General features: G+C 74.8%; 22 protein-coding genes and 3 pseudogenes. 12 read left to right on the forward strand and 13 right to left on the reverse strand.

Annotated elements, in window-relative coordinates; genetic code table 11:
- A pseudogene (locus BJF88_RS00005) lies at window positions 1-3,468 on the forward strand (multifunctional oxoglutarate decarboxylase/oxoglutarate dehydrogenase thiamine pyrophosphate-binding subunit/dihydrolipoyllysine-residue succinyltransferase subunit); the annotation flags it as partial.
- 69 nt (window positions 3,469-3,537) lie between these two features.
- On the opposite strand, the pseudogene BJF88_RS00010 reads toward BJF88_RS00005, so the two are convergent.
- Window positions 3,538-4,532 (reverse strand): annotated as a pseudogene (locus tag BJF88_RS00010) (aldo/keto reductase).
- A 108-nt stretch (window positions 4,533-4,640) separates the two neighbouring features.
- On the opposite strand from BJF88_RS00010, the gene BJF88_RS00015 reads away from it, so the two are divergent.
- Window positions 4,641-5,555 (forward strand): aldose 1-epimerase family protein, encoded by a 915-nt coding sequence (locus tag BJF88_RS00015; RefSeq protein WP_075827282.1) that lies wholly within the window; start codon window positions 4,641-4,643, stop codon window positions 5,553-5,555.
- Window positions 5,556-5,691: 136 nt separating this feature from the next.
- The gene (locus BJF88_RS00020; RefSeq protein ID WP_369824416.1) at window positions 5,692-6,306 is read left to right on the forward strand and encodes a GDSL-type esterase/lipase family protein; all 615 of its coding nucleotides are present in this window, start codon (window positions 5,692-5,694) and stop codon (window positions 6,304-6,306) included.
- Window positions 6,307-6,335: 29 nt separating this feature from the next.
- Here BJF88_RS00020 and BJF88_RS00025 read toward each other — a convergent pair whose 3' ends face one another.
- Both BJF88_RS00025 and BJF88_RS00030 read right to left on the reverse strand, forming a co-directional pair.
- The gene (locus tag BJF88_RS00025) at window positions 6,336-7,151 is read right to left on the reverse strand and encodes a DUF4097 family beta strand repeat-containing protein (RefSeq protein WP_075827284.1); all 816 of its coding nucleotides are present in this window, start codon (window positions 7,149-7,151) and stop codon (window positions 6,336-6,338) included.
- A 28-nt stretch (window positions 7,152-7,179) separates the two neighbouring features.
- Window positions 7,180-7,779, reverse strand: coding sequence for a PadR family transcriptional regulator (locus BJF88_RS00030; protein WP_075827285.1), 600 nt, complete (start codon window positions 7,777-7,779; stop codon window positions 7,180-7,182).
- 249 nt (window positions 7,780-8,028) lie between these two features.
- Between BJF88_RS00030 and BJF88_RS22735 the strand changes: the two genes are divergently transcribed.
- Window positions 8,029-8,103, forward strand: a complete 75-nt coding sequence (locus BJF88_RS22735; protein ID WP_099052597.1) for a 50S ribosomal protein bL37 — start codon at window positions 8,029-8,031, stop codon at window positions 8,101-8,103.
- Between the two features lie 69 nt (window positions 8,104-8,172).
- Here the strand turns inward: BJF88_RS22735 and rsrA are convergent, their stop codons facing one another.
- Together rsrA and BJF88_RS00040 are read right to left on the reverse strand one after the other, a co-directional pair.
- Window positions 8,173-8,547 carry a mycothiol system anti-sigma-R factor gene (rsrA, locus tag BJF88_RS00035; protein WP_083648738.1) on the reverse strand — a complete coding sequence of 125 codons (375 nt, stop codon included), beginning with the start codon at window positions 8,545-8,547 and terminating at the stop codon, window positions 8,173-8,175.
- Window positions 8,548-8,549: 2 nt separating this feature from the next.
- Window positions 8,550-9,305 (reverse strand): sigma-70 family RNA polymerase sigma factor, encoded by a 756-nt coding sequence (locus tag BJF88_RS00040; RefSeq protein ID WP_075827339.1) that lies wholly within the window; start codon window positions 9,303-9,305, stop codon window positions 8,550-8,552.
- A 281-nt stretch (window positions 9,306-9,586) separates the two neighbouring features.
- On the opposite strand from BJF88_RS00040, the gene BJF88_RS00045 reads away from it, so the two are divergent.
- The 5 genes and pseudogenes from BJF88_RS00045 (at window position 9,587) to hisN (ending at window position 14,317) form a co-directional block, all read left to right on the forward strand.
- Window positions 9,587-10,132 (forward strand): ferritin, encoded by a 546-nt coding sequence (locus BJF88_RS00045; RefSeq protein ID WP_075827286.1) that lies wholly within the window; start codon window positions 9,587-9,589, stop codon window positions 10,130-10,132.
- A gap of 84 nt (window positions 10,133-10,216) precedes the next feature.
- Complete coding sequence (locus BJF88_RS00050) at window positions 10,217-10,993, forward strand: DoxX family membrane protein (RefSeq protein WP_075827287.1); 777 nt, start codon at window positions 10,217-10,219, stop codon at window positions 10,991-10,993.
- A 70-nt stretch (window positions 10,994-11,063) separates the two neighbouring features.
- Window positions 11,064-12,437, forward strand: a complete 1,374-nt coding sequence (gene aroA / locus BJF88_RS00055; protein WP_075827288.1) for a 3-phosphoshikimate 1-carboxyvinyltransferase — start codon at window positions 11,064-11,066, stop codon at window positions 12,435-12,437.
- Window positions 12,437-13,485: pseudogene (gene rsgA, locus BJF88_RS00060) on the forward strand (ribosome small subunit-dependent GTPase A). The gene aroA and the pseudogene rsgA overlap by 1 nt, the downstream one beginning before the upstream one ends.
- Before the next feature lie 37 nt (window positions 13,486-13,522).
- Window positions 13,523-14,317: a histidinol-phosphatase gene (gene hisN, locus BJF88_RS00065; protein WP_075827289.1), complete on the forward strand. Its 795-nt coding sequence runs from the start codon at window positions 13,523-13,525 to the stop codon at window positions 14,315-14,317.
- Between the two features lie 26 nt (window positions 14,318-14,343).
- On the opposite strand, the gene BJF88_RS00070 is transcribed toward hisN, so the two are convergent.
- From BJF88_RS00070 to BJF88_RS20650, 3 genes are all read right to left on the reverse strand, one after another.
- The gene (locus BJF88_RS00070) at window positions 14,344-14,877 is read right to left on the reverse strand and encodes a hypothetical protein (RefSeq protein WP_075827290.1); all 534 of its coding nucleotides are present in this window, start codon (window positions 14,875-14,877) and stop codon (window positions 14,344-14,346) included.
- Between the two features lie 4 nt (window positions 14,878-14,881).
- Entirely contained in the window at window positions 14,882-15,805 is a 924-nt protein-coding gene (locus tag BJF88_RS00075) for a hypothetical protein (protein WP_187346177.1), read from the reverse strand.
- A 451-nt stretch (window positions 15,806-16,256) separates the two neighbouring features.
- Window positions 16,257-16,640, reverse strand: coding sequence for a hypothetical protein (locus BJF88_RS20650; protein WP_255371594.1), 384 nt, complete (start codon window positions 16,638-16,640; stop codon window positions 16,257-16,259).
- Window positions 16,641-17,070: 430 nt separating this feature from the next.
- On the opposite strand from BJF88_RS20650, the gene BJF88_RS00085 reads away from it, so the two are divergent.
- Window positions 17,071-17,286 (forward strand): helix-turn-helix domain-containing protein, encoded by a 216-nt coding sequence (locus tag BJF88_RS00085; RefSeq protein ID WP_075827291.1) that lies wholly within the window; start codon window positions 17,071-17,073, stop codon window positions 17,284-17,286.
- Between the two features lie 15 nt (window positions 17,287-17,301).
- Here BJF88_RS00085 and BJF88_RS00090 read toward each other — a convergent pair whose 3' ends face one another.
- Complete coding sequence (locus tag BJF88_RS00090) at window positions 17,302-17,853, reverse strand: hypothetical protein (protein ID WP_075827340.1); 552 nt, start codon at window positions 17,851-17,853, stop codon at window positions 17,302-17,304.
- A gap of 175 nt (window positions 17,854-18,028) precedes the next feature.
- Between BJF88_RS00090 and BJF88_RS00095 the strand changes: the two genes are divergently transcribed.
- Both BJF88_RS00095 and BJF88_RS00100 read left to right on the forward strand, forming a co-directional pair.
- Window positions 18,029-19,141: a LysM domain-containing protein gene (locus BJF88_RS00095; RefSeq protein WP_075827292.1), complete on the forward strand. Its 1,113-nt coding sequence runs from the start codon at window positions 18,029-18,031 to the stop codon at window positions 19,139-19,141.
- A gap of 30 nt (window positions 19,142-19,171) precedes the next feature.
- Entirely contained in the window at window positions 19,172-19,705 is a 534-nt protein-coding gene (locus tag BJF88_RS00100; protein WP_075827293.1) for an Rv3235 family protein, read from the forward strand.
- Between the two features lie 109 nt (window positions 19,706-19,814).
- On the opposite strand, the gene secA is transcribed toward BJF88_RS00100, so the two are convergent.
- The 4 genes from secA to BJF88_RS19360 all read right to left on the reverse strand — a co-directional run bounded on the left by secA (window position 19,815) and on the right by BJF88_RS19360 (window position 25,720).
- Window positions 19,815-22,910: a preprotein translocase subunit SecA gene (secA, locus tag BJF88_RS00105; RefSeq protein ID WP_075827294.1), complete on the reverse strand. Its 3,096-nt coding sequence runs from the start codon at window positions 22,908-22,910 to the stop codon at window positions 19,815-19,817.
- Window positions 22,911-23,093: 183 nt separating this feature from the next.
- Complete coding sequence (locus tag BJF88_RS00110) at window positions 23,094-24,341, reverse strand: winged helix-turn-helix domain-containing protein (protein WP_075827341.1); 1,248 nt, start codon at window positions 24,339-24,341, stop codon at window positions 23,094-23,096.
- A 301-nt stretch (window positions 24,342-24,642) separates the two neighbouring features.
- Window positions 24,643-25,302, reverse strand: coding sequence for a ribosome hibernation-promoting factor, HPF/YfiA family (gene hpf / locus BJF88_RS00115; protein ID WP_075827295.1), 660 nt, complete (start codon window positions 25,300-25,302; stop codon window positions 24,643-24,645).
- Window positions 25,303-25,582: 280 nt separating this feature from the next.
- Entirely contained in the window at window positions 25,583-25,720 is a 138-nt protein-coding gene (locus BJF88_RS19360) for a hypothetical protein (protein ID WP_158068847.1), read from the reverse strand.
- Window positions 25,721-26,035 lie beyond the last annotated feature (315 nt).

Here is a 26,035-nt window from a genome sequence, read left to right on the forward strand (position 1 = left end):
AGGCCGTCCGCGCCGCCGACCCGGTCGCGACCGCGCAGCCCGCCACGGCCCCTACGCCCAGGTCCCGGCCCGCAAGGTCGCCGGCGCGCCGGACGAGGAGGCGCAGCCCGTCGACGACGTGCAGAAGCTCCGCGGCCCCGCGGCGCGCGTCGTGACGAACATGGAGTCGAGCCTCCAGGTGCCGACGGCGACGTCCGTGCGCGCCGTCCCGGCGAAGCTCATGGTCGACAACCGCATCGTCATCAACAACCACCTCGCGCGCGGCGCGGCGGAAAGATCTCCTTCACGCACCTCATCGGCTTCGCGCTCGTCGAGGCGCTCGCCGACATGCCCGTGATGAACGCGAGCTACACCGAGCTCGACGGCAAGCCGGCCGTCAACCAGCCGGCGCACGTGAACTTCGGCCTCGCCATCGACCTCGCCAAGCCGGACGGCTCGCGCCAGCTCCTCGTGCCGAGCATCAAGAAGGCCGAGACGATGGACTTCGCGCAGTTCTGGGCGGCGTACGAGGACCTCGTGCGCCGCGCGCGCGGCAACAAGCTCGGCGTCGACGACTTCGCGGGGACCACGATCTCGCTGACGAACCCGGGCGGCATCGGCACCGTGCACTCGGTGCCGCGTCTCATGCAGGGCCAGGGCACGATCATCGGCGTCGGCGCGATGGACTACCCCGCGGAGTTCGCGGGCGCCTCGACCGAGCGCCTCGCGCGCCTCGGCATCTCCAAGGTCCTGACGATCACGTCGACCTACGACCACCGGATCATCCAGGGTGCCCAGTCCGGGGAGTTCCTGCGCATCCTGTCGAGCAAGCTCATCGGCGAGGACGGCTTCTACGACCGCGTGTTCGCCGCGCTGCGCATCCCGTACGAGCCCGTGCGCTGGGTGCGCGACAACACGACGGACGCCGAGATCGAGGCCGCGAAGCCGGCGAAGATCGCCGAGCTCGTCCACTCCTACCGCTCGCGCGGCCACCTCATGGCGGACACCGACCCGCTCGCCTACCGCCAGCGCAAGCACGGCGACCTCGACATCCAGAACCACGGCCTGACGCTGTGGGACCTCGACCGCACGTTCCCGACGGGCGGGTTCGGCGGCGCGCAGAAGTCGTCGCTGCGCGACATCCTCGGCCTCCTGCGCGACTCGTACTGCCGCACGGTCGGCGTCGAGTACATGCACCTCGCGGACCGCACGCAGCGCAAGTGGCTGCAGGAGCGCCTCGAGTCCGGGTACGCCCGCACGCCGCGCGAGGACCAGCTGCGCATCCTGCGCCGGCTCAACTCCGCGGAGGCGTTCGAGACGTTCCTCCAGACGAAGTTCGTCGGCCAGAAGCGCTTCTCGCTCGAGGGCGGCGAGTCCCTCATCCCGCTGCTCGACGCCATCCTGTCGAAGGCCGCCGAGAACGGGCTCGACGAGGTCGGCATCGGCATGGCCCACCGCGGGCGGCTCAACGTGCTCGCGAACATCGCGGGCAAGAGCTACGCGCAGATCTTCGCGGAGTTCGAGGGCAACCTCGACCCGAAGAGCGTCCAGGGCTCCGGCGACGTGAAGTACCACCTCGGGACGGAGGGCACGTTCACCGCCGAGTCCGGCGCCACGACGAAGGTCTACCTCGCGGCGAACCCGTCCCACCTGGAGGCGGTCGACCCGGTGCTCGAGGGGATCGTCCGCGCGAAGCAGGACCGCATCGACCTCGGCGGCGACGGCTTCTCCGTGCTGCCCATCCTCATCCACGGCGACGCCGCGTTCGCGGGCCAGGGCGTCGTGCCCGAGGTGCTCAACCTCGCGCAGCTGCGCGGGTACCGCACCGGCGGGACGGTCCACGTCGTCGTGAACAACCAGGTCGGCTTCACCACCGGGCCGTCGTCGTCGCGCTCGACGACGTACGCCACCGACGTGGCCAAGGGCTACCAGGTGCCGATCTTCCACGTGAACGGCGACGACCCCGAGGCGTGCGTGCGCGTCGCCGAGCTCGCCTTCGCGTTCCGCGAGCAGTTCGACCGCGACGTCATCATCGACCTCATCTGCTACCGCCGCCGCGGGCACAACGAGGGCGACGACCCGTCGATGACGCAGCCCCTCATGTACAACCTCATCGAGGCCAAGCGCTCGGTCCGCAAGCTCTACACCGAGAACCTCGTCGCGCGCGGCGACATCACGCTCGAGGAGGCCGAGCACGTCCTGCAGGACTACCAGGCCCAGCTCGAGCGCGTCTTCACGGAGACGAAGGAGGGCGGCTTCACACCGGCCGCCTCCACCGAGCCGGTCGCGGGCCTGGAGCGCCCGGAGTCCCAGCGCGAGGACGCCGGCACGATGGTCGGCTGGCGCACGGCGGTCGACCCGTCCGTCGTCGAGCGCATCGGGCAGGTGCACGTGGCCCCGCCCGAGGGCTTCACCGTGCACCCCAAGCTCGCGCAGCTGCTCGACAAGCGCCGCCAGATGGCCGTCGACGGCGGCATCGACTGGGGGTTCGGCGAGCTCGTCGCGTTCGGGTCCCTGCTCATGGAGGGCACGCCGGTGCGGCTCGCCGGCCAGGACTCGCGCCGTGGCACGTTCGTGCAGCGGCACGCGGTCCTGCACGACCGCGAGACGGGCGCGGAGTGGACCCCGCTGCTGTACCTCTCGGCGGACCAGGCGAAGTTCTGGGTCTACGACTCCTCGCTCTCGGAGTACGCGGCCCTCGGGTTCGAGTACGGCTACTCCGTCGAGCGCCCCGACGCGCTCGTCCTCTGGGAGGCGCAGTTCGGCGACTTCGTCAACGGCGCCCAGACGGTCATCGACGAGTTCATCTCGTCGGCCGAGCAGAAGTGGGGCCAGTACTCCTCCGTCGTCATGCTGCTCCCCCACGGGTACGAGGGGCAGGGCCCGGACCACTCGTCCGCGCGCATCGAGCGGTTCCTCCAGCTCGCCGCCGAGGAGAACGTGACGGTCGCCCAGCCCTCGACGCCCGCGTCGTACTTCCACCTCCTGCGCCGCCAGGCGTACGCCCGCCCGCGCCGCCCGCTCGTCGTCTTCACGCCGAAGCAGCTGCTGCGCCTCAAGGCGGCCGCCTCGCCGGTCGAGGACTTCACGCAGGGCACGTTCCGTCCCGTGATCGGGGACGCCGCGGCGGACCCGGCGAAGGTCGACCGCGTCCTGCTCTGCACGGGCCGGGTCTACTACGACCTGCTCGCCGAGCGCACCAAGCGCGGCGACGAGGCCACGGCGATCGTGCGTCTCGAGCAGCTCTACCCGCTCGACGTCGAGGCGATCCGCGCCGAGATCGCGAGGTACGGCGACGCCGAGGTGGTCTGGGTGCAGGACGAGCCGGAGAACCAGGGCGCCTGGTCCTTCGTCCACATCAACCTGCCGGAGGACCTGCCGCGCGTGCGGGCCGTGTCCCGCCCCGCGTCGGCGTCGACCGCCGCCGGCACGGCGAAGAAGCACCAGGCCGAGCAGGCGGTGCTCCTCGAGCAGGCGTTCGCCCGCTGACCCCGGCGCCCTGAGCACGACGAAGGCCTCCTCCCGCCGCGGCGGGAGGAGGCCTTCGTCGTCAGCGGCTCACCAGCGGTCGTGGATCTTCTCGCGCAGGTAGGCGTCGTAGATCTCGCGCACCCCGGACGCGAAGAGCGGACCGAGGACGTCGGCGGAGCCCGCCTCGGCGTTCGCCCGCGCCTGCTCGGCGTTGCGCGCCCCCGGGATGACCGTCGACACGCCCGGCTGCTGCCACACCCAGGCGATCGCGGCCTGCGCGGGTGTGAGGTCCTGGCCGACGGCGTCGCGTACCAGGGCCGAGAACTCCCCCGCGGCCCGGACGCGGTCTCGTAGTCGACCCCGGAGAACGTCTCGCCGACGTCGAACGCGCTGCCGTCGCGGTTGAAGCTGCGGTGGTCGTCCGCGGCGAACGTCGTCTCGGACGTGTACCGGCCCGAGAGCAGCCCGGACGCCAGCGGGACGCGCGCGATGATCCCCACCCCGGCCCGGGACGCGGCGGGCAGCACCGCGTCGAGCGGCTTGAGGCGGAACGCGTTGAGGATGATCTGGACCGACGCCACGCCCGGCCGCGCGATCGCGGTGAGCGCCTCGTCCGCCGTCTCGACGCTCACGCCGTAGGACGCGATCGCGCCCTCCGCGACGAGCGTGTCCAGCGCGTCGTAGACCTCGTCGCGCGAGAAGACCGCCGTGGGCGGGCAGTGCAGCTGCACGAGGTCGAGCCGCTCGGTGCGCAGGTTCCGGCGCGAGCGGTCGGTCCACTCGCGGAACGTCGCGAGCGTGAAGTTGTCGGGGTCCTGCTCCCCCCGGCGCCCCATCTTCGTGGCCACGGTGACGTCGTGACCGGGGTTGTCGGCGAGGTAGCCCCCGATGATCTGCTCGCTGCGTCCGTCGCCGTAGACGTCGGCGGTGTCGAAGAACGTGACCCCCGCCTCGACCGAGGCGTCGAGCACGGCGCGGGCGTCGCCCTCGTCGACGTCGCCCCAGTCGGCGCCGAGCTGCCACGTCCCCAGCCCCACCACCGAGACGAGCCGTCCCGTGCGTCCGAGCACCCGTCGTTCCATCGTTCCTCCTCGTGCTGCTGCGGGCGCGACGGTGCACGCGCCCGAGCACCGAGTCTGACGGGCGGACGCCGGACGTGCACCCCGCAACGCCGAGTAGCGTATGTGGGCGTGAACACCGACGCTCCCTCCGGCGCCCAGCTGCGCATCGTCCACGGCGACCACGTCGCCACGATCACCGAGGTCGGGGCGGCGGTGCGCGAGTACGCCGTCGCGGGGCGACCGGTCTTCGTGCCCTTCGCCGAGGACGAGATCTCCCCCGCGTTCAACGCGGCCGTGCTCCTGCCGTGGCCGAACCGTCTGCGCGACGGGCAGTACGAGATCGACGGCACGACGTACCAGGTCCCGGTGACGGAGTTCGCGCGCAGCACCGCCCTCCACGGGCTCGCGTGCTGGCAGCGGTGGCGCGTCGTCGAGCACGAGGAGGCGCGCGTCAGCCTCGAGCTGCAGCTGGTCCCCACGCCCGGCTACCCGTTCGCGCTCGTGTCGCGCGTCACGTACTCGCTCGACGACGACGGCCTGCGCGTGCACGTGCGCACGACGAACGCGGGCCGGGGCACCGCGCCGTACGGCGTCGGCTTCCACCCGTGGCTCTCCCCCGCCGGGGCCGACCTCGACGACTGCACGATCCGGCTGGACGCCTCGTCGCGCGTCACGACCGACGACCGCCTCCTGCCCACCGGGACGGAGCCGGCGGCGGGCACCTACGACCTGCGGGAGACGCGCTCGCTGCGCGGCGTCGACCTCGACGACGCGTACGTGGACGTCACGCGCGACGACGCGGGTCTGTCCTGGATCCGTCTCGGCGCCCCCGACGGCCGCACGGCCGCCGTGTGGATGGACGGATCGATGGACACCTGGCAGATCTGCACCGGCGACCACGTCGGCGACGCCGCGTTCCGGCGCTCGGGCGTCGCGGCGGAGCCGATGAGCTGCATCGCCGACGCCTTCCGCACCGGCGACCGCCTCGTCCGGCTCGGGACCGGCGAGTCCCACGAGGTGACCTGGGGCGCCACGCTCCTGTGACGCGCACCGGGCGGCGCTGCCCCGAGCGACGCCGCCCGGTGCCGACCCCGGGTCCCCGGGGGGTCGTCGGCACCGACACGCCGGACGAACCGGACGGGATCGCCCGCCGCTCCCGGCGTCGGGGACAATGACGTCCGTGGAGGACGCGGCACAGCGAGAAGTTCGGATCTGCGTCGTCGGCGACGAGCTGAGCGCCGGCGTCGGGGACGCCAAGGCCCTGGGGTGGGCGGGGCGCGTCGTCGCGCGCACCCGGTTCCCTCGGCCGCCGCACGTCTTCACGCTCGCGATCCCCGGCGAGACGACCACGGCCCTCAGCCAGCGCTGGGAGGCCGAGACCGCACGACGCTTCTCGCCCGAGACCGACGCCGACAACCGCCTCGTCGTCGGCCTCGGTCGCCACGACCTCGACGCCGGCCTCTCGGTCGCGCGCTCGCGCCTGAACCTGGCGAACATGCTCGACGTCGCCGAGTCGCGCCGGCTGCCGGCGTTCGTCGTCGGTCCGCCGCCGGGGCACCCCAAGGACGCGGGTCGGCTCGCCGAGCTGTCCAACGCGTTCGCCGACGTCGCCAACCGGCGGCGGGTCCCGTACGTCGACACCTTCAGCCCGCTGGTCACGCACGAGCAGTGGCTCGCCGACCTCGCGCAGAGCGGCGACGGCTTCCCGGGGCAGGCGGGCTACGGGCTCATGGCCTGGCTCGTGCTCCACACCGGCTGGCACGCCTGGCTGGGCCTGCCGGACGACACCGTCTGACGCGCGCCGGCGGACCGACGGCACGCTCCTCAGGCGCGCGAGACCGCGAGGTCCCCCGAGACCGTGCTGGACGACACGTACGCCGCGCCCACGCCCGGCTGCTCGGCCGGCCGGTCGGCGTGGTCGACGGCCGTCGTGCGCCGCCCCGCGCTCTCGAGGCGCACCCCGTCGAGCGAGACGGTCCCCGTGACGCTGCGCGCCCGGACGTTGACGGGGGTCGCCGCGCCGAGGCGCACACCGACGTCGCCGGAGACGGTGCGCACGTCCACGAGCGGCGTGCTCTCGCGCGCCACCACCTCGACCCCGCCGGTCACCGTGCTCACCGACACGCGGCCCAGCGCCCCGGCCACCGTGACCGCTCCCGACGCGGTGCTGACCCGGGCGTCGCCGACGTGCTCGGCGACGTCGACGGGGGCCGACGCGGAGCGGACGGACACGCTGCCCGTGGTGCCCTGCACCCGGACGGGACCGGTGGCCGTCGCCACGGCGAGGTCCGCCGCCGCGCCGGTGACGACCGTCGCCGCCCGGACCGTCGTCACCTTCACCGGCACGCCCGCGGGCACGACGAGCCGGACGACGGCGCGGTCCTTGTCGCGCACGCCCCGCGCGCGGTCGACGAGCCCCTCGACGCCGGCGAAGTCGTAGCCGACGCGCAGCTCGCCGTCGTGCCGGCTGACCTGCAGGGGCCGCTCGGAGACCTCGGCGACCTCGACGCGGACGTCGTCCTCCCGGCCGGGGTCGGCGACGACGTCCGCCGACCCGTCGGTGAGCTGGACGACGACGCGACGCACGTCCGCGACGTCGACGTCCTGGGGTGCGGTGATGGTCCATGACTCGGTGCTCATGCGCTCTCTCCTCGGGTGGGGTGATGGGTCATCGCAGGGTCGCCCGGACGGCGCGGCGCGCGCCGTCGAGCACGGCGCTCAGGGTGTCGAGCGTGAGGTCGGTCACGGTGCCCGCGGCACCGGCACGGTGCAGGTCGGCGCGCACGTCGTCCGCGAAGCGCCGGAGCATCGCCTCGGCCTCGAGGCCCCGGGAGGCGGCGCGAGGACGGGCGGGGTCCGCGGGGTCGCGGGGCGGACGGGCGCGCGCGGACTGGGCGGCGGCCGCGAGCTCGGCCCGCAGCCCGTGGAGCGTGCCCTGCACGTCGGCGCGCATCGCCTCGGCCCGCCGGCGGACCGTGACCGCGACGGCCTGCTCGAGCGTGACGAGGTCCGCCCGCCGGGCCTCGACCTCGGCGCGCCCGGCCGGGGTGAGCGCGTAGGTCGACCGCCGTCCGGTGTCGGTGCGGCGGACCAGCCCTTCCTCCTCGAGCCGCGCGAGGCGCGGGTAGATCGTGCCCGCGCTCGGCCGGTAGGTGCCGCCGAAGCGTTCCGAGAGCTCGGTGATGAGCTCGTAGCCGTGCTTGGGCCCGGCGGTGAGCAGCGCCAGCAGGTAGAGGCGCAGCTGTCCGTGGCCGAAGACGGTGGTCATGCGCGCCGTCCCCGGACGCGGCGACGGCGGGATCCTCCGGCGACACCGGGCACGTCGCTCATCGCGCACCGCCTCCTCCCTGGCACCGGACACGATATATCGCGTCCGCGCGACGGGCAACGGGCCACGTGTGGGACGATGGTCGGCGGACCGGGCACGCCGAGCACGCACGAGCCGTCGAGCACGTCGGCACGGCCGCCCCGAGCACGGCAGCACCGCCGACGACTCCCGAGCACCTAGGAGATCACCATGAGCAAGCGCGGACGCAAGCGTCGCAGCCGCAAGGGCAACGCCGCGAACCACGGCAAGCGCCCCAACGCCTGAGGCGAGCACGAGCACGAAGGGCCCGGACCGACGTCGTCGGTCCGGGCCCTTCGTCGTCCTCGGCGCGGATCAGCGGATCTCGGTCACCACGGTGCTCGAGACGACGGTCGTCGTGGTCGTCACGATCGTCGGCGTGGACATGACCGTGAGCTGGGCGTGGATGCGCTCGCGCAGCCCCGCGGGCGCCTGCTCGTGGCACGAGCGCCGCACGAGCTGCTTGACGAGCTCCTCGACGCTGAGCTCGGCCAGGCACGGCGAGCAGTGCGCGACGTGCGCACGCATGCGGCGCTCGTCGTCCGGCGTCATCTCCGAGTCGAGGAACTCGTAGAGGTGCGTGAGCGCGTGCTCGCACTCCGACTCGCCCTCCGTGGCGTGCGGGATCGGCGTCACCGGTCCCTGCGCCGCCTCCGCGTCCTGGGTGTCACGGTCCCAGCGCTCCGACATGCTCACGACTCACCTCCGGGAGCCTTGGCCCCTACCAGTCCTCGTCTCGCGGCGTAGTCCGCCAGCAGCTCGCGCAGCTGACGCCTGCCCCGGTGCAGGCGGGACATGACCGTACCGATCGGTGTCCCCATGATCTCCGCGATCTCCTTGTACGGGAACCCCTCGACGTCGGCGTAGTACACGACCATGCGCCGGTCCTCGGGCAGCTCCTGGAGAGCGCGCTTCACGTCGGTGTCCGGGAGCCGGTCGAGGGCCTCCGCCTCGGCGGACCGCAGGCCCTGCGAGGTGTGCGACGCCGCGCGCGCGATCTGCCAGTCCTCGACGTCCTCCGTCTGGGCCTGCTGCGGCTCGCGCTGCTTCTTGCGGTACGTGTTGATGAACGTGTTCGTCAGGATGCGGTACAGCCACGCCTTGAGGTTCGTGCCCGGCCGGTACTGGTGGAACGCGGCGAAGGCCTTAGCGAACGTCTCCTGGACGAGGTCCTCGGCGTCCGACGGGTTGCGCGTCATGCGCAGCGCCGCGGAGTACAGCTGGTCGAGGTACTGGAGGGCGTCGCGCTCGAACCGCGCGGCGCGGGCGGCGTCGTCCTCCGCCTCGGGCGCGCGGTTCGTGTCCGTGTCCTCGGCGTTCTCGGCGACGGCGGCAGCCGTACCGCCGGCCGCCGCGTCGGCACGCGCGGCGTCGTCTCGCTCGGGCAGCGGTCCGTCAGGCGCCGGCGTCGTCGGCTCGTCGGGGCTCCCGGGGGTTCGCTCGCTCATCGACCACGAGCCTAGCCCTCCGTCAGCCCGCACGTTCGCTGGGGAGCCCCCTCCGGTCGTGCGGGCGGACGTGCCGAGCGAGGTGCGGGGGGACCAGGCGGCGGCGAAGGTCTCGTCCGCGGTGGCGGGCAGGGCCGCCCGGGCGGCGGTCCGTGAGGCGTCGAGCAGGATGGTCACGCGTGGTGCAACCATCACGGCGGCCCGCCCATTCCCCGTGGCCACGGCGCGGGCCGGGCACACCGGGGGTGTTCGCCCGCACCGCGTGTCGCTAGCGTGTCGCCATGACGACCTCCGCGAGCCCGTCCCGGTTCCTCACCCTGCTGCGCGAGCAGGTGGCGCACGAGTTCGACGCCCACCAGCAGTACGTCGCGATCGCCGTGTGGTTCGACGCCCGGGACCTCCCGCAGCTGGCGGCGCACTTCTACCGGCAGGCGGTCGAGGAGCGCAACCACGCGATGATGATCGTGCGCTACCACCTCGACCGGGACCTTCCGGTCGACATCCCGGGGACCGGCCCCGTCCGCAACGACTTCTCGTCCGTCGTCGAGCCGCTGCAGCTCGCGCTCGACCAGGAGAAGCAGGTCACCGGGCAGATCGAGGCCGCCTTCCGCGCGGCGCGGGAGGAGGGTGACGCGCTCGGCGAGCAGTTCCTCCTGTGGTTCCTCAAGGAGCAGGTCGAGGAGGTCGCCTCCGCGTCCACGCTGCTCACCGTCGCCCAGCGCGCGGGCGACAACCTGTTCGACCTCGAGAACTTCGTCGCGCGCGAGACCGTCGGCGACGCCGGCGAGTCGCCCGACGCGCCCGAGGCGGCGGGCGGCGCGCTCTGAGCGGCGCCCTCCGGACGCGTGCCGGTGGCGCGCGCACCGTCGGCGCGGCAGGCTGAGACCGACCGCTACCGAAGGAGTGATCCGATGCTGCTGCGTCACGTCGCGAGGCCGATGCTGGCCTCCTGGTTCGTCTACGACGGGGTCCAGACCGCGCTCAGGCCCGCCGAGCACGTGCGCGCCGCGCGCGACGGCGTGGAGCTCGTCGAGCGCAGCACCGGCGTCGACGCGTCCCTGAGCGAGTCCCAGGTCACCGCGCTGGTGCGCGCGCACGGTGCCGCGACGGCGGTCGCGGGGCTGTGCCTCGCGTTCTCGAAGGCGCCGCGCACCGCGGCGCTCGCGCTGGCCGCGCTGTCGGTGCCCCTCGCCGTCGTGAACCAGCCGTTCACGTCACGGGGGCACGAGCGTCAGGAGCGCACCGGCAAGTTCGTCGCGAACCTGGGCGCGATCGGCGCCGCACTCATCGCGGGCGCCGACTACGAGGGCCGCCCCGGGGTGTCGTGGCGGCTCGCCAAGGCCCGCCACGAGCTGGCGCTCGCCGCGCAGGCCAAGCAGGAGGCGGCCGTCGCGGGCGCGAAGGGCGCCGCCCACGGCGTCTCGGGCACGGCGAAGGGTGCGGCCAAGAGCGCCAAGGGTGTCGCCAAGGGCACCGCGAAGAGCGTCAAGGCCCCCGCCAAGGGCGCCACGAAGAGCGTCAAGGGCACGGCGAAGAACCTCGGGCGAACCGCCAAGGGCGCGACGAGGAGCGTGAAGGGCACACGGCGCGCCGCGGACGGCCTCACCGGAGCGGCGAGGAACGCGGCGGCCACCGCGTCGTCGACGCTGCACGACGCCGGTGCCGCAGTCCGTGCGAAGGTCGCCTGAGGCGTCGCCCGTCGTCCGTCCTGCGGGTGGGCCGGTCGTCGCGGCGACCGGCTCCACTAGCCTGGGCACCATGACGGACGAGCGCCCTCCCGCCCCTGCACCCGGCCCCGGCGAGACCGCGGGCTGGGCCGCGCCGGTGGCGGGCGGACCGCTCGACGCGCTGGTCGAGGTCCCGGGCTCGAAGTCGCTCACCAACCGCCTGCTCGTGCTCGCCGCTCTCGCCGAGGGCCCCGGCGTCCTGCGGGGCGCGCTGCGCAGCCGCGACGCCGACCTCATGGCCGCCGGTCTGCGCGCGCTCGGCGTCGACGTCGCCGAGGGCGCCACGCCGAGCGAGCTGCGCGTGGCGCCCGGACGGCTGCGCGGCCCCGCGGAGGTCGACTGCGGGCTGGCCGGGACCGTGATGCGGTTCCTCCCGCCCGTCGCGGCGCTGGCCGACGGCGCCGTCCGGTTCGACGGGGACGAGGGTGCGCGCGTCCGCCCCATGGGTCCCGTGCTCGCCGCGCTCGGCGCGCTGGGCGTGGGCGTCACCGGCGACGGCCCCGGGACGCCGACGACGCTGCCGTTCACGGTCCGGGGGCGTGGCCGCGTGCGCGGGGGGACGGTCGACGTCGACGCGTCGGCGTCGAGCCAGTTCGTGTCGGGTCTCCTGCTCGCCGCCCCGCGCTTCGAGCAGGGCCTCACGCTGCGGCACGTGGGTACGACGCTGCCGAGCATGCCGCACATCGACATGACGGTCCAGGTGCTGCGCGAGGTCGGCGTCGAGGTCGACGCCTCGCGGCCCGCCATCTGGCGCGTCGAGCCCGGACCGGTCGCCGCGCGCGACGTCCAGGTCGAGCCCGACCTGTCCAACGCGGGGCCGTTCCTCGCGGCCGCGCTCGTCGCGGGAGGCACCGTCCGCGTCCCGGGCTGGCCGACGACGACCACCCAGCCCGGCGCGATGCTCGGCGACCTGCTCACCGCGATGGGCGGCACGGCCACCCTCGAGGACGGCGTCATGAGCGTGACGGGGACGGGCGAGGTCCGCGGCGTCGACGTGGACCTGCACGCCGCGGGCGAGCTGGCCCCGACGATCGCCGCTCTCGCCGCCCTCGCGGACTCCCCCAGCCGCCTGCGCGGCATCGCGCACCTGCGGGGTCACGAGACGGACCGCCTCGCCGCGCTCGCCGCGGAGATCACGCGCCTCGGCGGCCGCGCGGAGGAGACGCGCGACGGGCTCGTCATCACGCCGCGGCCCCTGCACGGTGCGACCTTCCGCACCTACCACGACCACCGCATGGCGACGTCGGCCGCCCTCCTCGGGCTGCGCGTGCCGGGCGTCGTCGTGGAGAACGTGGCGACCACCGCCAAGACCTTGCCCGGCTTCGCCGACATGTGGGCGCGCATGCTCGGGACCGCGCCCGCGTCACCGCCCCCGGCGCCCACCGAGGGAGCGGCGACCCGCTGATGGCGCGCCGTGTGCCCGACGAGTCGGACTTCCGGTCGCGGCCGGGCAAGCGCGGCAGCAGGCCGCGCACCAAGCAGCGCCCCGAGCACGCGGACGCGGTCACGGGATTCGTCACCGGCGTCGACCGGGGCCGCTACACGCTCCTCGTGGACGCCGGTGCCGACGAGGAGCGCACCGTCCTGGCGATGAAGGCGCGCGAGCTGGGCCGCACGCGCGTGGTGTGCGGGGACCGGGTCGACGTCGTCGGCGACGCGACCGGTGACGCCGGGACGCTCGGGCGCATCGTGCGCATCCAGGAGCGCTCGTCGGTGCTGCGCCGCACCGCGGACGACACCGACCCGTACGAGCGCGTCATCGTGGCGAACGCGACCAGCTCGTCGTCGTCACGGCGCTCGCGGAGCCCGAGCCGCGCACGCGCATGATCGACCGGTGCGTCGTCGCCGCCTACGACGCCGGCATGGACGTCCTGCTGTGCCTCACCAAGGCCGACCTCGCCGACCCCGCCCCGCTGCGCGCGCTCTACGAACCGCTCGGGGTCTCCGTCGTCGTGACCCGCCGCGTGCCCGACGGGCTCGCGGAGGACGGCTGGGCGATCGAGCCGGTCGACGCCGTGCGGGACGCGCTCGCGGACCGCACGTCCGTGCTCGTCGGGCACTCGGGCGTCGGCAAGTCGACGCTCGTCAACGCCCTCGTGCCCGACGCCGGCCGGGCCACCGGCGTCGTCAACGACGTCACCGGGCGGGGGCGCCACACGTCGACCTCGGCCGTCGCGCTGCGCCTGCCGGACGGTGGCTGGGTCATCGACACCCCCGGGGTGCGGTCGTTCGGTCTCGCGCACGTCGAGGTCGCGCACCTTCTGCACGCGTTCGAGGACCTCGACGCCGTCGCCACGGACTGCCCGCGGGGCTGCACGCACCTCGACGACGCTCCGGACTGCGCGCTCGACGACTGGGTGGCGGCGGCGACCGGCGAGGAGGAGAGGGCCGCGCGCGCGGCGCGCGTCGAGTCGTTCCGCCGGGTCCTGTCGTCGCGCACGGGCGCGGCCTGAGCCGGGACGAGGCCGGCGCACCGCTACGGTGTGAGCCATGACGCCCCCCTCGACGCGCGGCTACGACGACGACCTGCGCCTCGCCCACGTGATCGCCGACCAGGTCGACGCGCACACGATGTCCCGGTTCAAGGCCCTCGACCTGCACGTCGAGACCAAGCCCGACGCGACGCCCGTGAGCGACGCGGACCGCGCGGCGGAGGACATCATCCGCGCGCAGCTGGGCCGCGCGCGCGGCCGGGACGCGGTCGTGGGCGAGGAGTACGGCGAGACGGGCCACGGCTCGCGGCGCTGGATCGTCGACCCGATCGACGGGACGAAGAACTTCGTCCGGGGCGTCCCCGTGTGGGCGACGCTCATCGCCCTCGCCGACGGCGACGAGGTCGTCGTCGGCCTGGTCTCGGCGCCCGCGCTCGGCCGCCGGTGGTGGGCCGCGAAGGGCACCGGCGCGTGGACCGGCAAGTCGCTCGCGGCGGCGACGCGCCTGCACGTCTCCGGCGTCTCGCGGTGGGAGGACGCGTCGTTCGCCTACGCGTCGCTCGACGGCTGGGAGGCGCGCGGGAGGCTCGAGCCGTTCCTCGACCTGATGCGCGACGCGTGGCGCACGCGGGGATACGGCGACTTCTGGTCGTACATGCTCGTGGCCGAGGGCGCCGTCGACGCGGCCGCGGAGCCCGAGCTCGAGCTCTACGACATGGCGGCGCTCGTGCCCATCGTCACGGAGGCCGGCGGGCGGTTCACCGCGCTCGACGGCACCGAGGGCCCGTGGGGCGGGAACGCCGTGGCGACGAACGCCCACCTGCACGACGAGGTGCTCGGCCGCCTGGGCTGAGCCGCCGAGCCCCGCCGGAGGGCGGGTCAGGCGCGCGGGACGTCCGCCAGCTCCGACCAGTCGTACCAGAGCAGGTCGCGCTCCGTGATGCGCTCGAGCGCGACGTCGAGGGCGGCGTCGGCGTCCGGTCCCTCGTCGTCCGCGGCCGCGAGCACGGCCTCCACGTCGGGGGCGGCCTCCGGCTCGTCGACGTGCACGCACACGATCGCGACGTCCGGGACGGTGCGCACGACCTCGACCGCGCTCGGGGCGGGCGCGTCCTCGTCGGCGGTCCCGGGCTGCGGCTCGACGGTCTGCACCGCGCCGTCCGGCACGTCGAGCGTGACGACGAGGCGCTGGCGCGGGGCGTCCGGCCGCGCCGCCACGAGCGCGAGCGAGTCGTCGGCGGCCTCGAGGGCGGCCGCGTACTCCAGGCCCTCGTCGTCCTCGTCGGGCAGCGCGCGGCCGAGCGCGGTCGTCACCGCGTGCGCGGCGCGCGGCGCGACCGTCCAGCGCGCCGCGTCGGCGGTGACGGTGACGGTCTCGAGCTCGTCGAGCGTGGCAGGCAGGTAGATGCGCATGGGCTCAGTGTGCCGTCTGGAGCGACGCGTCGCCGACGCCCGTCGCCGCAGGAGCCGGCGTCGTCTCGCGCAGGTGCGCCGCGAGACCGGCGACGGCGCGGCGCGCGGCCCCGCCGGGCGAGACCTCGTGGAGGGCGCGGCCCTCGCGCAGCGCGACGTCCAGGGCGCGGTCGTCGGGCACGGCGTGCAGCTCCTCGACCCCCGCGTAGCGCGCGAGCGCCTCGCGCACCGCCCGCTCGGGGCGGGGACCGGCCACGGTCGAGCGCACCCGGTTCACCACGACGGCCCGCAGCGCTCCCGCCGCTGCGCCCGAGTCGGCGAGGTCGTCGAGCGCCCGCACGAGGCGCTGCAGCGAGACCGGGTCCGCCCCGCCGACGACCACCACGGCGTCCGCCGCCGCGAGCGCGCTCAACGTGGCGCCGTTGCGCTGCGGCGCGCGCGTGTCGTACGTGAGCAGCTCGTCGCGCTCGATGCCGAAGCCGCAGTCGACGACGGTCCAGTCGGCGACCGTGCGCGCCACGTCCCACACGACGTCGAGCGACGACGCCGGCAGCTCGGGCCAGCGCGCCGCCCGCGCGAGACCGGTGAGGACCTGCACCCGTGGCAGCACCTCGGGCGAGAGCGCGACGAGGCCCGCGGCGTCGAGCGCACCCTGGCCGGCGCTGCGGGCCGCGGCGGCGAGCCCCGGCGACTCGTCGAGCATCCCGAGGTGCTGGGCGACGGCTCCGCCGTACGTGTCCGCGTCCGCCAGCAGCACGGTCGCCTGGGGGCCGGTGGGCGCCACGGCCGGGACGTCGACCTCGGGCGTGCGGCGGTCGCGACGCCGCACGCGGCGCCGGTCGCCCGTCGGCGGTCCGGCCAGCTCGGCGGCGAGGTTGACGGCGACCGTGGTGCGCCCCGGCGCCCCCGTCGGGCCCCAGACCGCCACGACGCGGCCGTCGCGGCGCGCGGGGAGGGCCGGGCCGGCGGCCGCACCAGGGGCGCGGACGGCTGCTGCGGGTCGGCGCCGTCCGACCCGGTCCGCACCACCGCACGGCGGACGCTCTCGCACAGCACGTCCGACGGCGCGGCGACGTCGACCACCACGTCCGCCCCGAGCGCGCGGACGCGGTCCTCCTCCCAGGTCCCCGGCGCGGCGAGCGCGACGACGGCGAGGCCGTGGGCGTGGAGCTCGCCGACGGTCTCGCGGTCGAGCGCGGGCAGGTCGGCCGACAGGAGCGCCACCCGCCCGGCCCCGGCCGCGGCGGCCGCCCGCAGCTCGACGACGTCCGCGCAGCGGCGCGTGACCTGGAGGCCCGGTGAGTCGAGCGCGGTGACGACGTCCGCCTCGAGCGGCCCGCGGACGGCGCACAGGACGGTCGCCACGGTGGTCGCGCCGCTCACCGCGTGCCACCCACCGGGACGACCGCGATGGAGCCCTCGCCGGCGACGGCGCCGAGCACCGCGGGCAGGTCCTCCTCGGCGACGAGGACGTGGACCGTCACGGGTCCGCCCGCGACGAACGTGCCGGCCTCCTCGTCGACCTGGGCCACCGTCACGCCCTGCACGAGCGGGACCGGCTCCGCCGCGGAGGGCTCGCCCGGCGTGCCGGCTCCCCCGGGCGCCGGCGGGACGTGCCACAGGTCGACGACGGCACCGGCGACGATCCGGTCCGACAGCCCGCTCGCGACCGGCACGGCGACCGCGCGGACCGCGAGGTCCTCCCCCGCGCCGAGCGCGCCGGCCGGTACGAGCTCGCCCGCGTGCACCGGGCGGAGCACCACGCGTCGTCCGGCAGCCCCTCGCTCACCGGGAGGTAGCCGTCCGTCCCGCCACCGAGGCGGACCTCGACGGTACGGAGGTCGTCCGCCGTGAGGACGTCGCCCGGCGTGAGCACCCCGGCGGCCGCGTACACCGCCTCCGTACGACCCGCCGCGCTCACGGCCCACGAGCCGAGCGCGACCGACAGCGCGACGACGACCACGCCGACGAGCAGCCGCGGGTCGCGCCAGGTCGGCCGGCGCAGGCGTGCCGCGGGGTGCGGTCCGGCGGTCACGTCCCGGGCGTTGCGGTCCAGGGTCGTCGTCATCGAGATCTCTCCGGTGTGTGCTGGTGGGGCTGGTCGTCGGGGTTCATCGTGGCGGCTCGGCGCGCCGTGCGGGAGGGGGTGTGGACAACCGTCGGGCGGCGGCGCCCGCGTGCCACACTGACGACATGGCCCAGCGCTTCCTCACCCTCGCCGACGTCACAGAGGAGCTCAACATCTCCGCCGCGCAGGCGTACGCGCTCGTCCGCTCGGGCGAGCTGCCGGCCATCCAGGTCGGCGGCCGGGGGCAGTGGCGCGTCGAGGCGAGCGAGCTCGAGGCGTACATCCAGCGCATGTACGCGCAGACGCGCCAACGCATCGAGGCCGGAGAGCTCGAGGGCTGACGCCCACGCGGGGCGTCATCGCAGCACCACGCCGGAGGGCGTGTCGCTGACGCACAGGAGCGCGGACCAGGGCACCACGCGCGCGCCGTCGCGCGCACCGGGGCCGGCCTCGAGGTCGAGGTGGTCCTTCCCGACGCGTGCGATCCACCCGGGATGGACACCCGCCCGCGTCCGGACCTGGACCGGGAGCCGGTCGCGCATGAGGGCACGGAGCACGTGCCCGAGGCCCAGACCGCGTGCGCGGCCCCCGGGGCGCGTCGCGCCGTCGGGGCGCGCGAACCGGCTCACGCCGGTGACGGCCGCGACCGCCGACGCCGGCACGAGGTGCTGGCGTGCCTGCTCCGCGACGAGCACCCACTCCGGGGCCACCTCGCGCAGATGTCCGGTGACGCGCGACCCGTCCTCCAGGTCGAGCCCGACGGCCCCCTCCGTGCCACGCAGACGCTCGACGAGCGTCATCGTCGCGTGCTCGGCGCGGGTCAGGTCGGCGACGGCGTCCGTGAGCTCCGCGCGCTCGGCGGCGAGGAGCTGCGCCGCGAGGTCGTCGAACAGCGCATCCCATCGCACGCGCACACCGTACCGGCTGCACAGGTGACGACGTCGCGCTTTCCACACGACGCCCGCGCCCTGGACAAACGGCACCCGGACGCCCTTAAATGCTTCTAGGTACATCAAACAGCATCAAACGCGATCAACGGTGACTCGGTGGTGACCGCCGCACACCTGACGAGGAGACGAGACCATGCCGCGACCGACGAACCGGAGACAGACCCGGTCCCGGAGCCTGAGCCAGCACCGGCCCGAGAGCGCCGCGCCAGCTGCGGGAGCGGGGCGCGCCGCCCTCCTCACGCTGCTCGTCGTCGCGATGGCCGCCGCCGTCGTCGCCCTCGTCGTCCGCGGCCTGGACGTCGCCTCGACGCTGCCGTCGACACGGGTGGAGACCTACCTCGAGCTCCCCGTCCTCGCGGGCGGAGCGCTCGCAGCCGCCTGGGTCGGGGTCAGCTCGCTCGTCGCGCTCGTCTGCGTCGCCGCCCGGACGGCCGGCCGGACGTGGTCACGCGGGGAGCACCTCGTGGCACGCCACGCCCCCGCGGTCGTGCGGCGCGCCGCCCGCATCGGCGTGAGCGTGTCCGTCGGCGCCGGGCTCGTGCTCGGCGGTGGGTCGGCGCACGCGGCCGCGCCGGACGTCGCGGACGACACGACGACCGTCGCCGTCGTCGACCTCGGGTGGCGGCCCTCCGCACCGCAGGTCGCCCCCGGTGACACCGACGCCTCCGCGGACTCCGGCACCGCGGACAGCCCGGAACGCGTCGAACCCGCTGTCCCCGCGGACGGAGCGGACACGGACGGGGCGCACACGGGCGAAGCGGACACGGACGAAGCGGACGCGGACGGTCCCGGCGTGGTCGGTCCCGGCGCGGTCGGCACCGCGGAGCCCGACCGCTCGGCCGGGTCCACGACGGCGGACCGGGAGACGACCTCTGCCTCCCCGGCCGAGGCCCCCGCCACCGCACCGACGGGCACGCCCGCACCCGGTGCAGGTACGCCCGCACCCGGCACGAGCGCGCCCGGCACGCCGTCGGGCGCGCCCTCCGGCGCTCCGGACCGGCTGCCCGCGGCCGAGCGCGACGCCGCCCTCGCCGTGACGCGCGACGTCCCCGCACCGGCCGGCGAGGTGGTCGTGCTGCGCGGGGACACCCTGTGGGCCATCGCCGCACGCACGCTTCCCGCCGACGCCACCGACGCCGCCGTCGCCGCGGAGGTGGAGCGCTGGTACGCGGCCAACCAGGACACCATCGGCGCCGACCCCGACCTCATCCGACCCGGTCAGGTGCTCGTCGCACCGACGGCCTGAGCGACCGACCGCACGAAGGAGCACACGACGATGACCACGACCAGCCTCTTGCCCCTCGCACCCGCAGCACCGCGCTCCACGAGCGTGCCCGCCGCACCGGCCGGCCGGCTGCTGCGGTGCGTCGCCGACCGCACGGCGGCGGTCGTCGACGTCCGCGACAAGGAGGCGCGCCCCCGCGTGCCGCGGCACGTCGCGGGGTCCCGACCGCTCGCCCCCGCGGCCCCGGTGCCGCTCCCGGACCCGACGTCGCTGTGCTGCGCCGTCGTGCGCGCCGCGGTCGAGGTCCTGCGCGGCGACCGGACCGTCCACCAGCTCGCCCGCTGGGTGACGCCGCAGATCTACGACACGCTCGCACGCCGGGCGAGGCTCGTGGTCGACACGCCCGGTCACGCCGACGCGACGGCGTACCCCGTGACGATCCGGCGCGCCCGGGTCATGCGGCTCGGCGCCGACGTGGCCGAGGCGACGGTCGTGGTCGACGACGGCGGCCGGGTCCGCGCCGCGGCGGCCCGCCTCGAGGCGCGACGCGGCGCCTGGCGGGTCGTGGCGCTCGAGATCGGCTGAACCCCTCCGCCGCTCGGCGGCACCGGGGCGTCACTCCCAGGGACGCCGAAGGGCGGCCGACACCGGTCGACCGCCCCTCGGCAGCACGGCGGGCGACGGCCCGCCCGCCTCACTCCTCGTTCTTGCCGTGGCAGACCTTGTACTTCTTGCCCGAGCCGCACGGGCACTGCGCGTTGCGCGGCGTACCCGGGAACGTGCGGCCGTCGGCGTCCGCGGCGGTCGCCTCGCCATGCAGCGCGCGACGGGCGCGCCGGCTGTCGTCGCCGGAGACCACGGCACGGCCGGTCCCGTCCTCGCTCGGCGCGCTGTACGACAGCGGCACCTGCTGGTCGGGGCCGTCGAGGCCCTTCGCGACGAGCGTCCCGGCGCGGTCGGCCGCGGGCGCCTCCGCGGTCGCGGCGACCGGGGCCGACTCGGCGGCGGCCGCCTCGACGGGCGTCTGCTCCACGGACGACTTCTCGACCGAGGGCTCCTCGACGGGGGCGTCCTCGACGTCGGCGAGCGGAGCGTCCTCGACCGGGGCGTCCTGGACCGGCGCGCTGCCGGCGGCGGCCTGCGCCGCCGCCTGGGCGACGGCGGGCGTCGCCCCGGCCGTCACGGCGCCGGCGCTGCCGCCGAGCGCCTGGCCCGCCGCGGACTGCGCCGCACGGGCCGCCTGGGCGGCGTCGATCACCGAGGGCGAGCCCGCCTGGGCCGCGTCCGGCTCGGCGACCTTGACCTCGAGGTTGAAGAGGTACCCGACGGTCTCCTCCTTGATGGCCTCGGTCATCGCCTGGAAGAGCTGGTAGCCCTCGCGCTGGTACTCCACCAGCGGGTCGCGCTGGGCCATCGCGCGCAGCCCGATGCCCTCCTTGAGGTAGTCCATCTCGTAGAGGTGCTCGCGCCACTTGCGGTCGAGCACCGAGAGGGTCACCCGGCGCTCGAGCTGGCGCATGTTCGCACCACCGAGCTGCTCCTCGCGGTTCTGGTACGCGATGCGCGCGTCGGAGAGGATCTCCTCGAGCAGCAGCTCCTGCGACAGCCGCGTGACCCCGCCGGCCTGCTCGACGACCTCGTCGATCTCGATCGAGACCGGGTACACCGCCTTGAGCGCGGTCCACAGGGCGTCGAGGTCCCAGTGCTCCGGGTTGCCCTCGGCCGTCGCCCCCTCGACGTAGGCGCGGACCACGTCACCGAGGAAGTGCTGCACCTGCTCGTGCAGGTCCTCGCCCTCGAGCACGCGACGGCGCTCGTCGTAGATGACGGTGCGCTGGCGCGAGAGCACGTCGTCGTACTTGAGGACGTTCTTGCGGATCTCGAAGTTCCGGGACTCCACCTGGCCCTGGGCGCTCGCGATGCCGCGCGTGACCATCTTCGACTCGAGCGGCACGTCGTCGGGGAACCCGGCCCGGTTCATCATCGACTCGGCGAGGCCCGAGTTGAACAGCCGCATGAGGTCGTCCTGCATCGACAGGTAGAACCGGGACTCCCCCGGGTCGCCCTGACGGCCGGAGCGACCGCGCAGCTGGTTGTCGATGCGGCGCGACTCGTGGCGCTCGGTGCCGAGCACGTACAGGCCGCCGAGCTCGACGACCTCGTCGTGCTCCGCCGCGACGGCGGACCGCGCCTTCTCCAGCGCGTCCGGCCACGCGGCCTCGTACTCCTCGGCGTTCTCCGCCGCGTCGAGCCCGCGCGCCGCCAGGTCCGCGACCGCCATGAACTCGGCGTTGCCGCCGAGCATGATGTCGGTTCCGCGGCCGGCCATGTTCGTCGCGACCGTCACGGCGCCCTTGCGCCCCGCCTGGGCGACGATCGCCGCCTCGCGCGCGTGCTGCTTCGCGTTGAGCACCTCGTGCGGGACGCCCTGCTTCTTGAGCTTGGACGACAGCAGCTCGGACTTCTCGACGCTCGTCGTGCCCACGAGCACCGGCTGGCCCTTGGCGTGGCGCTCGACGATGTCCGCGACCACGGCGTCGAACTTGCCGTCCTCGTTCTTGTAGACGAGGTCGGGCTGGTCGATGCGCTGCATGGGCCGGTTCGTCGGGATCGGCACGACGCCGAGGGTGTACGTGCCCTGGAACTCGGCGGCCTCGGTGTCGGCCGTACCGGTCATGCCCGCGAGCTTGGTGTACAGGCGGAAGTAGTTCTGGAGCGTGATCGTGGCGAGCGTCTGGTTCTCCGCTTTGATCTGCACGCCCTCCTTGGCCTCGATGGCCTGGTGCATGCCCTCGTTGTAGCGACGCCCGGGCAGGATGCGGCCCGTGTGCTCGTCGACGATCATCACCTCGCCGTTGAGCACGACGTAGTCCTTGTCGCGCCGGAAGAGCTCCTTGGCCTTGATGGCGTTGTTGAGGAACCCGATGAGCGGCGTGTTGAGCGACTCGTAGAGGTTGTCGATGCCGAGGTAGTCCTCGATCTTCTCGATGCCCGGCTCGAGCACGCCGACCGTGCGCTTCTTCTCGTCGACCTCGTAGTCGGTACCGCCGTTCAGGCGCCGCACGACCTTCGCGAACTCGCCGTACCAGCGGTTCGCGTCGCCGGAGGCGGGGCCGGAGATGATGAGCGGCGTGCGGGCCTCGTCGATGAGGATCGAGTCGACCTCGTCGACGATCGCGAAGTGGTGGCCGCGCTGGACGAGGTCGTCCGTGGACCAGGCCATGTTGTCGCGCAGGTAGTCGAAGCCGAACTCGTTGTTCGTCCCGTAGGTGATGTCGGCGGCGTACTCCTGGCGGCGCTGCGCCGGCGTCTGGCCGGAGACGATGCAGCCGGTGGTCAGCCCGAGGAACCGGTAGACGCGGCCCATGAGCTCGCTCTGGTACTTCGCCAGGTAGTCGTTCACCGTGACGACGTGCACGCCCTTGCCCTCGAGCGCGTTGAGGTACGCGGCCGTCGTCGCGACGAGGGTCTTGCCCTCACCGGTCTTCATCTCGGCGATGTTGCCCAGGTGCAGGGCCGCGCCGCCCATGAGCTGGACGTCGAAGTGGCGCTGGCCGAGCGTGCGCCGCGACGCCTCGCGCACCGCGGCGAACGCCTCCGGCAGCAGCTCGTCGAGCGAGGTGCCGCTCTCGATCCGCGCCTTGAAGCGGTCGGTCTCCTCGCGGAGCTCCTCGTCGGTGAGGTCCTCGAAGCTCGGCTCCAGCTTGTTGACCTGGTCGGCCAGGTTGGTCAGCTTCTTGAGGATCCGACCCTCGCCGAAGCGCAGGACCTTGTCGAGGATCGCAGGCACGCAGGACTCCCGTATCGATCGCGTCCCGGGCCGGACGGCCCGGGAGGAGGGCCGCCGCCCTCCTCCGCGCGAGGGTGCGCGGCGGCGGACGACGGCGACGTCGTACAACATCGTAGGCGAGACGGCGGCCACCTGGACCCGCGCACGTTTCGCCGACGACGAACCGGCGCGTCGCGCCGCCGGTCACGCGACCGCCGCGACCTCCGCGGCGAGCGCCGGCGCGAGGTCCCCGGCCGGAGCGACGTCCACGTCGGGCACGCCGAGCCAGGAGCCAAGCACCCGCAGCTCGTCGGCGAGCCGCGCGGCGGTCTCCGCGCCTGCGGCCTGCTCCCGGTGCGCGGACAGCACGCGCAGCACGCCCGCGCGCCGGTCGGCCTTGAGGTCGACGCGCGCGGTGAGGTCCTCGCCCTCGAGGAACGGGAGCACGTAGTAGCCGTGGACCCGCTTCGGCGCCGGGACGTAGATCTCGATGCGGTAGTGCACGTCGAAGAGCCGTTCGAGGCGCGTGCGCTCGAAGACGAGCGGGTCGAACGGGTTGAGCAGGGTGGCCGCCGCCGCGCGCCGGGGCAGCGCCGCGTCGGCGTGCAGGTAGGTGGGCTCGTCCCAGCCGCGCACGGCGACCGGTCGCAGCGTCCCCGCCTCGACGAGCTCGCCCAGCGCGGTCCGCACGGCCGGGCCCGCGAGCCGGAAGTAGTCCTTGAAGCACCGCAGCGTGCCCACGCCGTGCGCGCGCGCCCCGATCTCGAGCAGGGCGCGCACGGCGTCGGCGTCGGGCACGGCGGGCGCCGCGAGCACGGACGGCGGCAGGACCCGCTCGGTGAGGTCGTAGCACCGCTCGAAGGCGCTGTTGCGGCGCGCCGAGGTGATCTCCCCCGTGAAGAACAGGAACTCGAGCGCACGCTTGGCGACGGTCCAGTTCCACCCCCACTGTGACCGGTCGCGCGGGTGGGCGCGTCCCTCCTCCTCGAGGATCGCGTGCACCTCGCTCGCCGTGATCGGCCCGCGCTCGGCGACGAGTCGCCGGACGTCCTCGACGGCGTCGGAGTGCGTCATCTCGACGGCGCTGATGGTGCCCCACGCCTCGGTGCGGTACCGGCGACGGCGCCACTCGAGCAGCGGCCACGTACCCGGCGGGACGTACGACGCGACGTGCGCCCACGTCTCGACGAGGCGCCGTGGCGCCCTCCCGGCCGCGCGGTCGAGGAGCGCCGTGTCGTACGGCCCGAGCCGGGCGTACAGCGGCATGAGGTGCGCCCGCGCGAGCACGTTCACCGAGTCGATCTGCAGCAGCCCGAGCCGGTCGATCACGCCCTGCACGTGCCGCATGGTCGGCGCACCGGGCCTGCCCTCGCCACCGGCGCCGCCGAACGGACGCGGCCGGTGCAGTCCTTGCGCCGCGAGCGCGACGCGGCGGGCCTGGGACAAGGACATCGACTCGACGGCGACCACGTCCCGATCCTGCCGCACCCCACCCACGCACGCCGACCACGACGTTCGTGGCGTCATCGCGGTGATGACGTCACCAAGGTCGTGGTCGGCGAGGCGACGACGAGGTCGGGGTGAGGGTGGGCACGCGCGGTCGTGGCGGGCCTGGCGGGAGCCCGCGAGGGACGAGCGGGCGGATGGTAGACCGCGCGCGCCCACCCTCACCGCGGCCGGAGGTGACCGCGACCGCCCACCTCACACCGCCCGGAGCCGAGCGTCGCGGCCCACCCTCACCGCGACGGGACGGTCAGGCGCTCTTCCCGATCGGCTCCTCGGCGCAGTCGCACGACGTGTCGAGCGCGACGACGCCGTACGTCCAGCCGCGACGCCGGTACGCCACGGACGGCCGGGCGGTCTCGACGTCGACGAAGAGGAAGAAGTCGTGCCCGACCATCTCCATCTCGTAGAGCGCGTCGTCCACGGTCATCGGCTCGGCGTTGTGCAGCTTCTGCCGGATGACGACGGGCGACTCGCCGTCCCCGAGCGGGGTCTCGACCGCCTCTCCCGGGGTGGTGGGGGCGGTCGGCGCCGCGGGCTCAGGGGCGGAGTGCGCCGCGGGGTCGAACGGGCGGACGTCGACGGGGGGCACGACGGTGTGGTTCCGGTGGTCCTTGCGACGGTCGCGGGCGCGGCGCAGCCGCTGGGCGAGCTTGTCCATCGCGAGGTCGAGGGCACCGAACCTGTCGTCGGCGGCGGCCTCGGCACGGATCACGGGCCCCTTGGCACGCACGGTGAGCTCGACGCGCTCGCGCACCTCGGAGAGCCGTGGGTTGTTCTCGTGGGTGACCTCCACGTCCACGCGCTGCACGGTGGGTGCGAGCTGCTGGACCTTGGCGAGCTTGTCCTCCGCGTGCTGGCGGAAGCGCTCGGCCACCTCGGTGTGCCTGCCGACGACGACGATCTCCATGTGAGCCTCCACGAGGGTCTCGAGGGCGCCCGGTGCCCGAGCGCCGTTCCGGGTCAGAGCGGCACCCGCCAGGCGCCGGTGGGGCTACCACCTCCCTGCGACGCACGGGGCGCCGCGGCTCGGTACGCTCGCGCGGCGACGGGCACAGGTGTCCTGAAGGCCCCGACGTCCGCGGCGACTGGACCTCAGACTAACCCCGCCTCCAGGTGCAGGCAGGTTCAACACCAGGTGAACATCGGGTGCCTCGACCACGGTGCCGCCGCGGCGCATGACAGCGGCGTCATCCCGGCGTCGCACGGGCCGGAGCCGGCGTCGCGGCGAGCACGAACGCGCCGAGCACCGGCGCCCCGGCGCGCGCGAGCGCCGTCTCGCACGCGGCGAGGGTCGCCCCGGTCGTGAGCACGTCGTCGACGAGCACGACGGCCGGCCGGGCGGCGAGCTCCCGGCGCGCCCGGGCGCGGGAGCCACGTCGACGGCGCCGAGCCGGGCCCCGCGTGCACGCGACCCGAGGCCCACCTGGTCCCGGGACCGTCCGCGCTGCGCGAGGAGCGGCGTCGCCCCGGCCGGCACCCCGGCGGCGAAGGCGCGCGCGAGCGTGGCGACCGGGTCGCGTCCGCGCGTGCGGCGCGCGGCGCGGGAGCTGGGCGTCGCCCCGGCCGGCACCCCGGCGGCGAAGGCGCGCGCGAGCGTGGCGACCGGGTCGCGTCCGCGCGTGCGGCGCGCGGCGCGGGAG

The sequence above is a fragment of the Cellulosimicrobium sp. CUA-896 genome (genome assembly GCF_001942335.1).
Taxonomy (GTDB): Bacteria; Actinomycetota; Actinomycetes; order Actinomycetales; family Cellulomonadaceae; genus Cellulosimicrobium.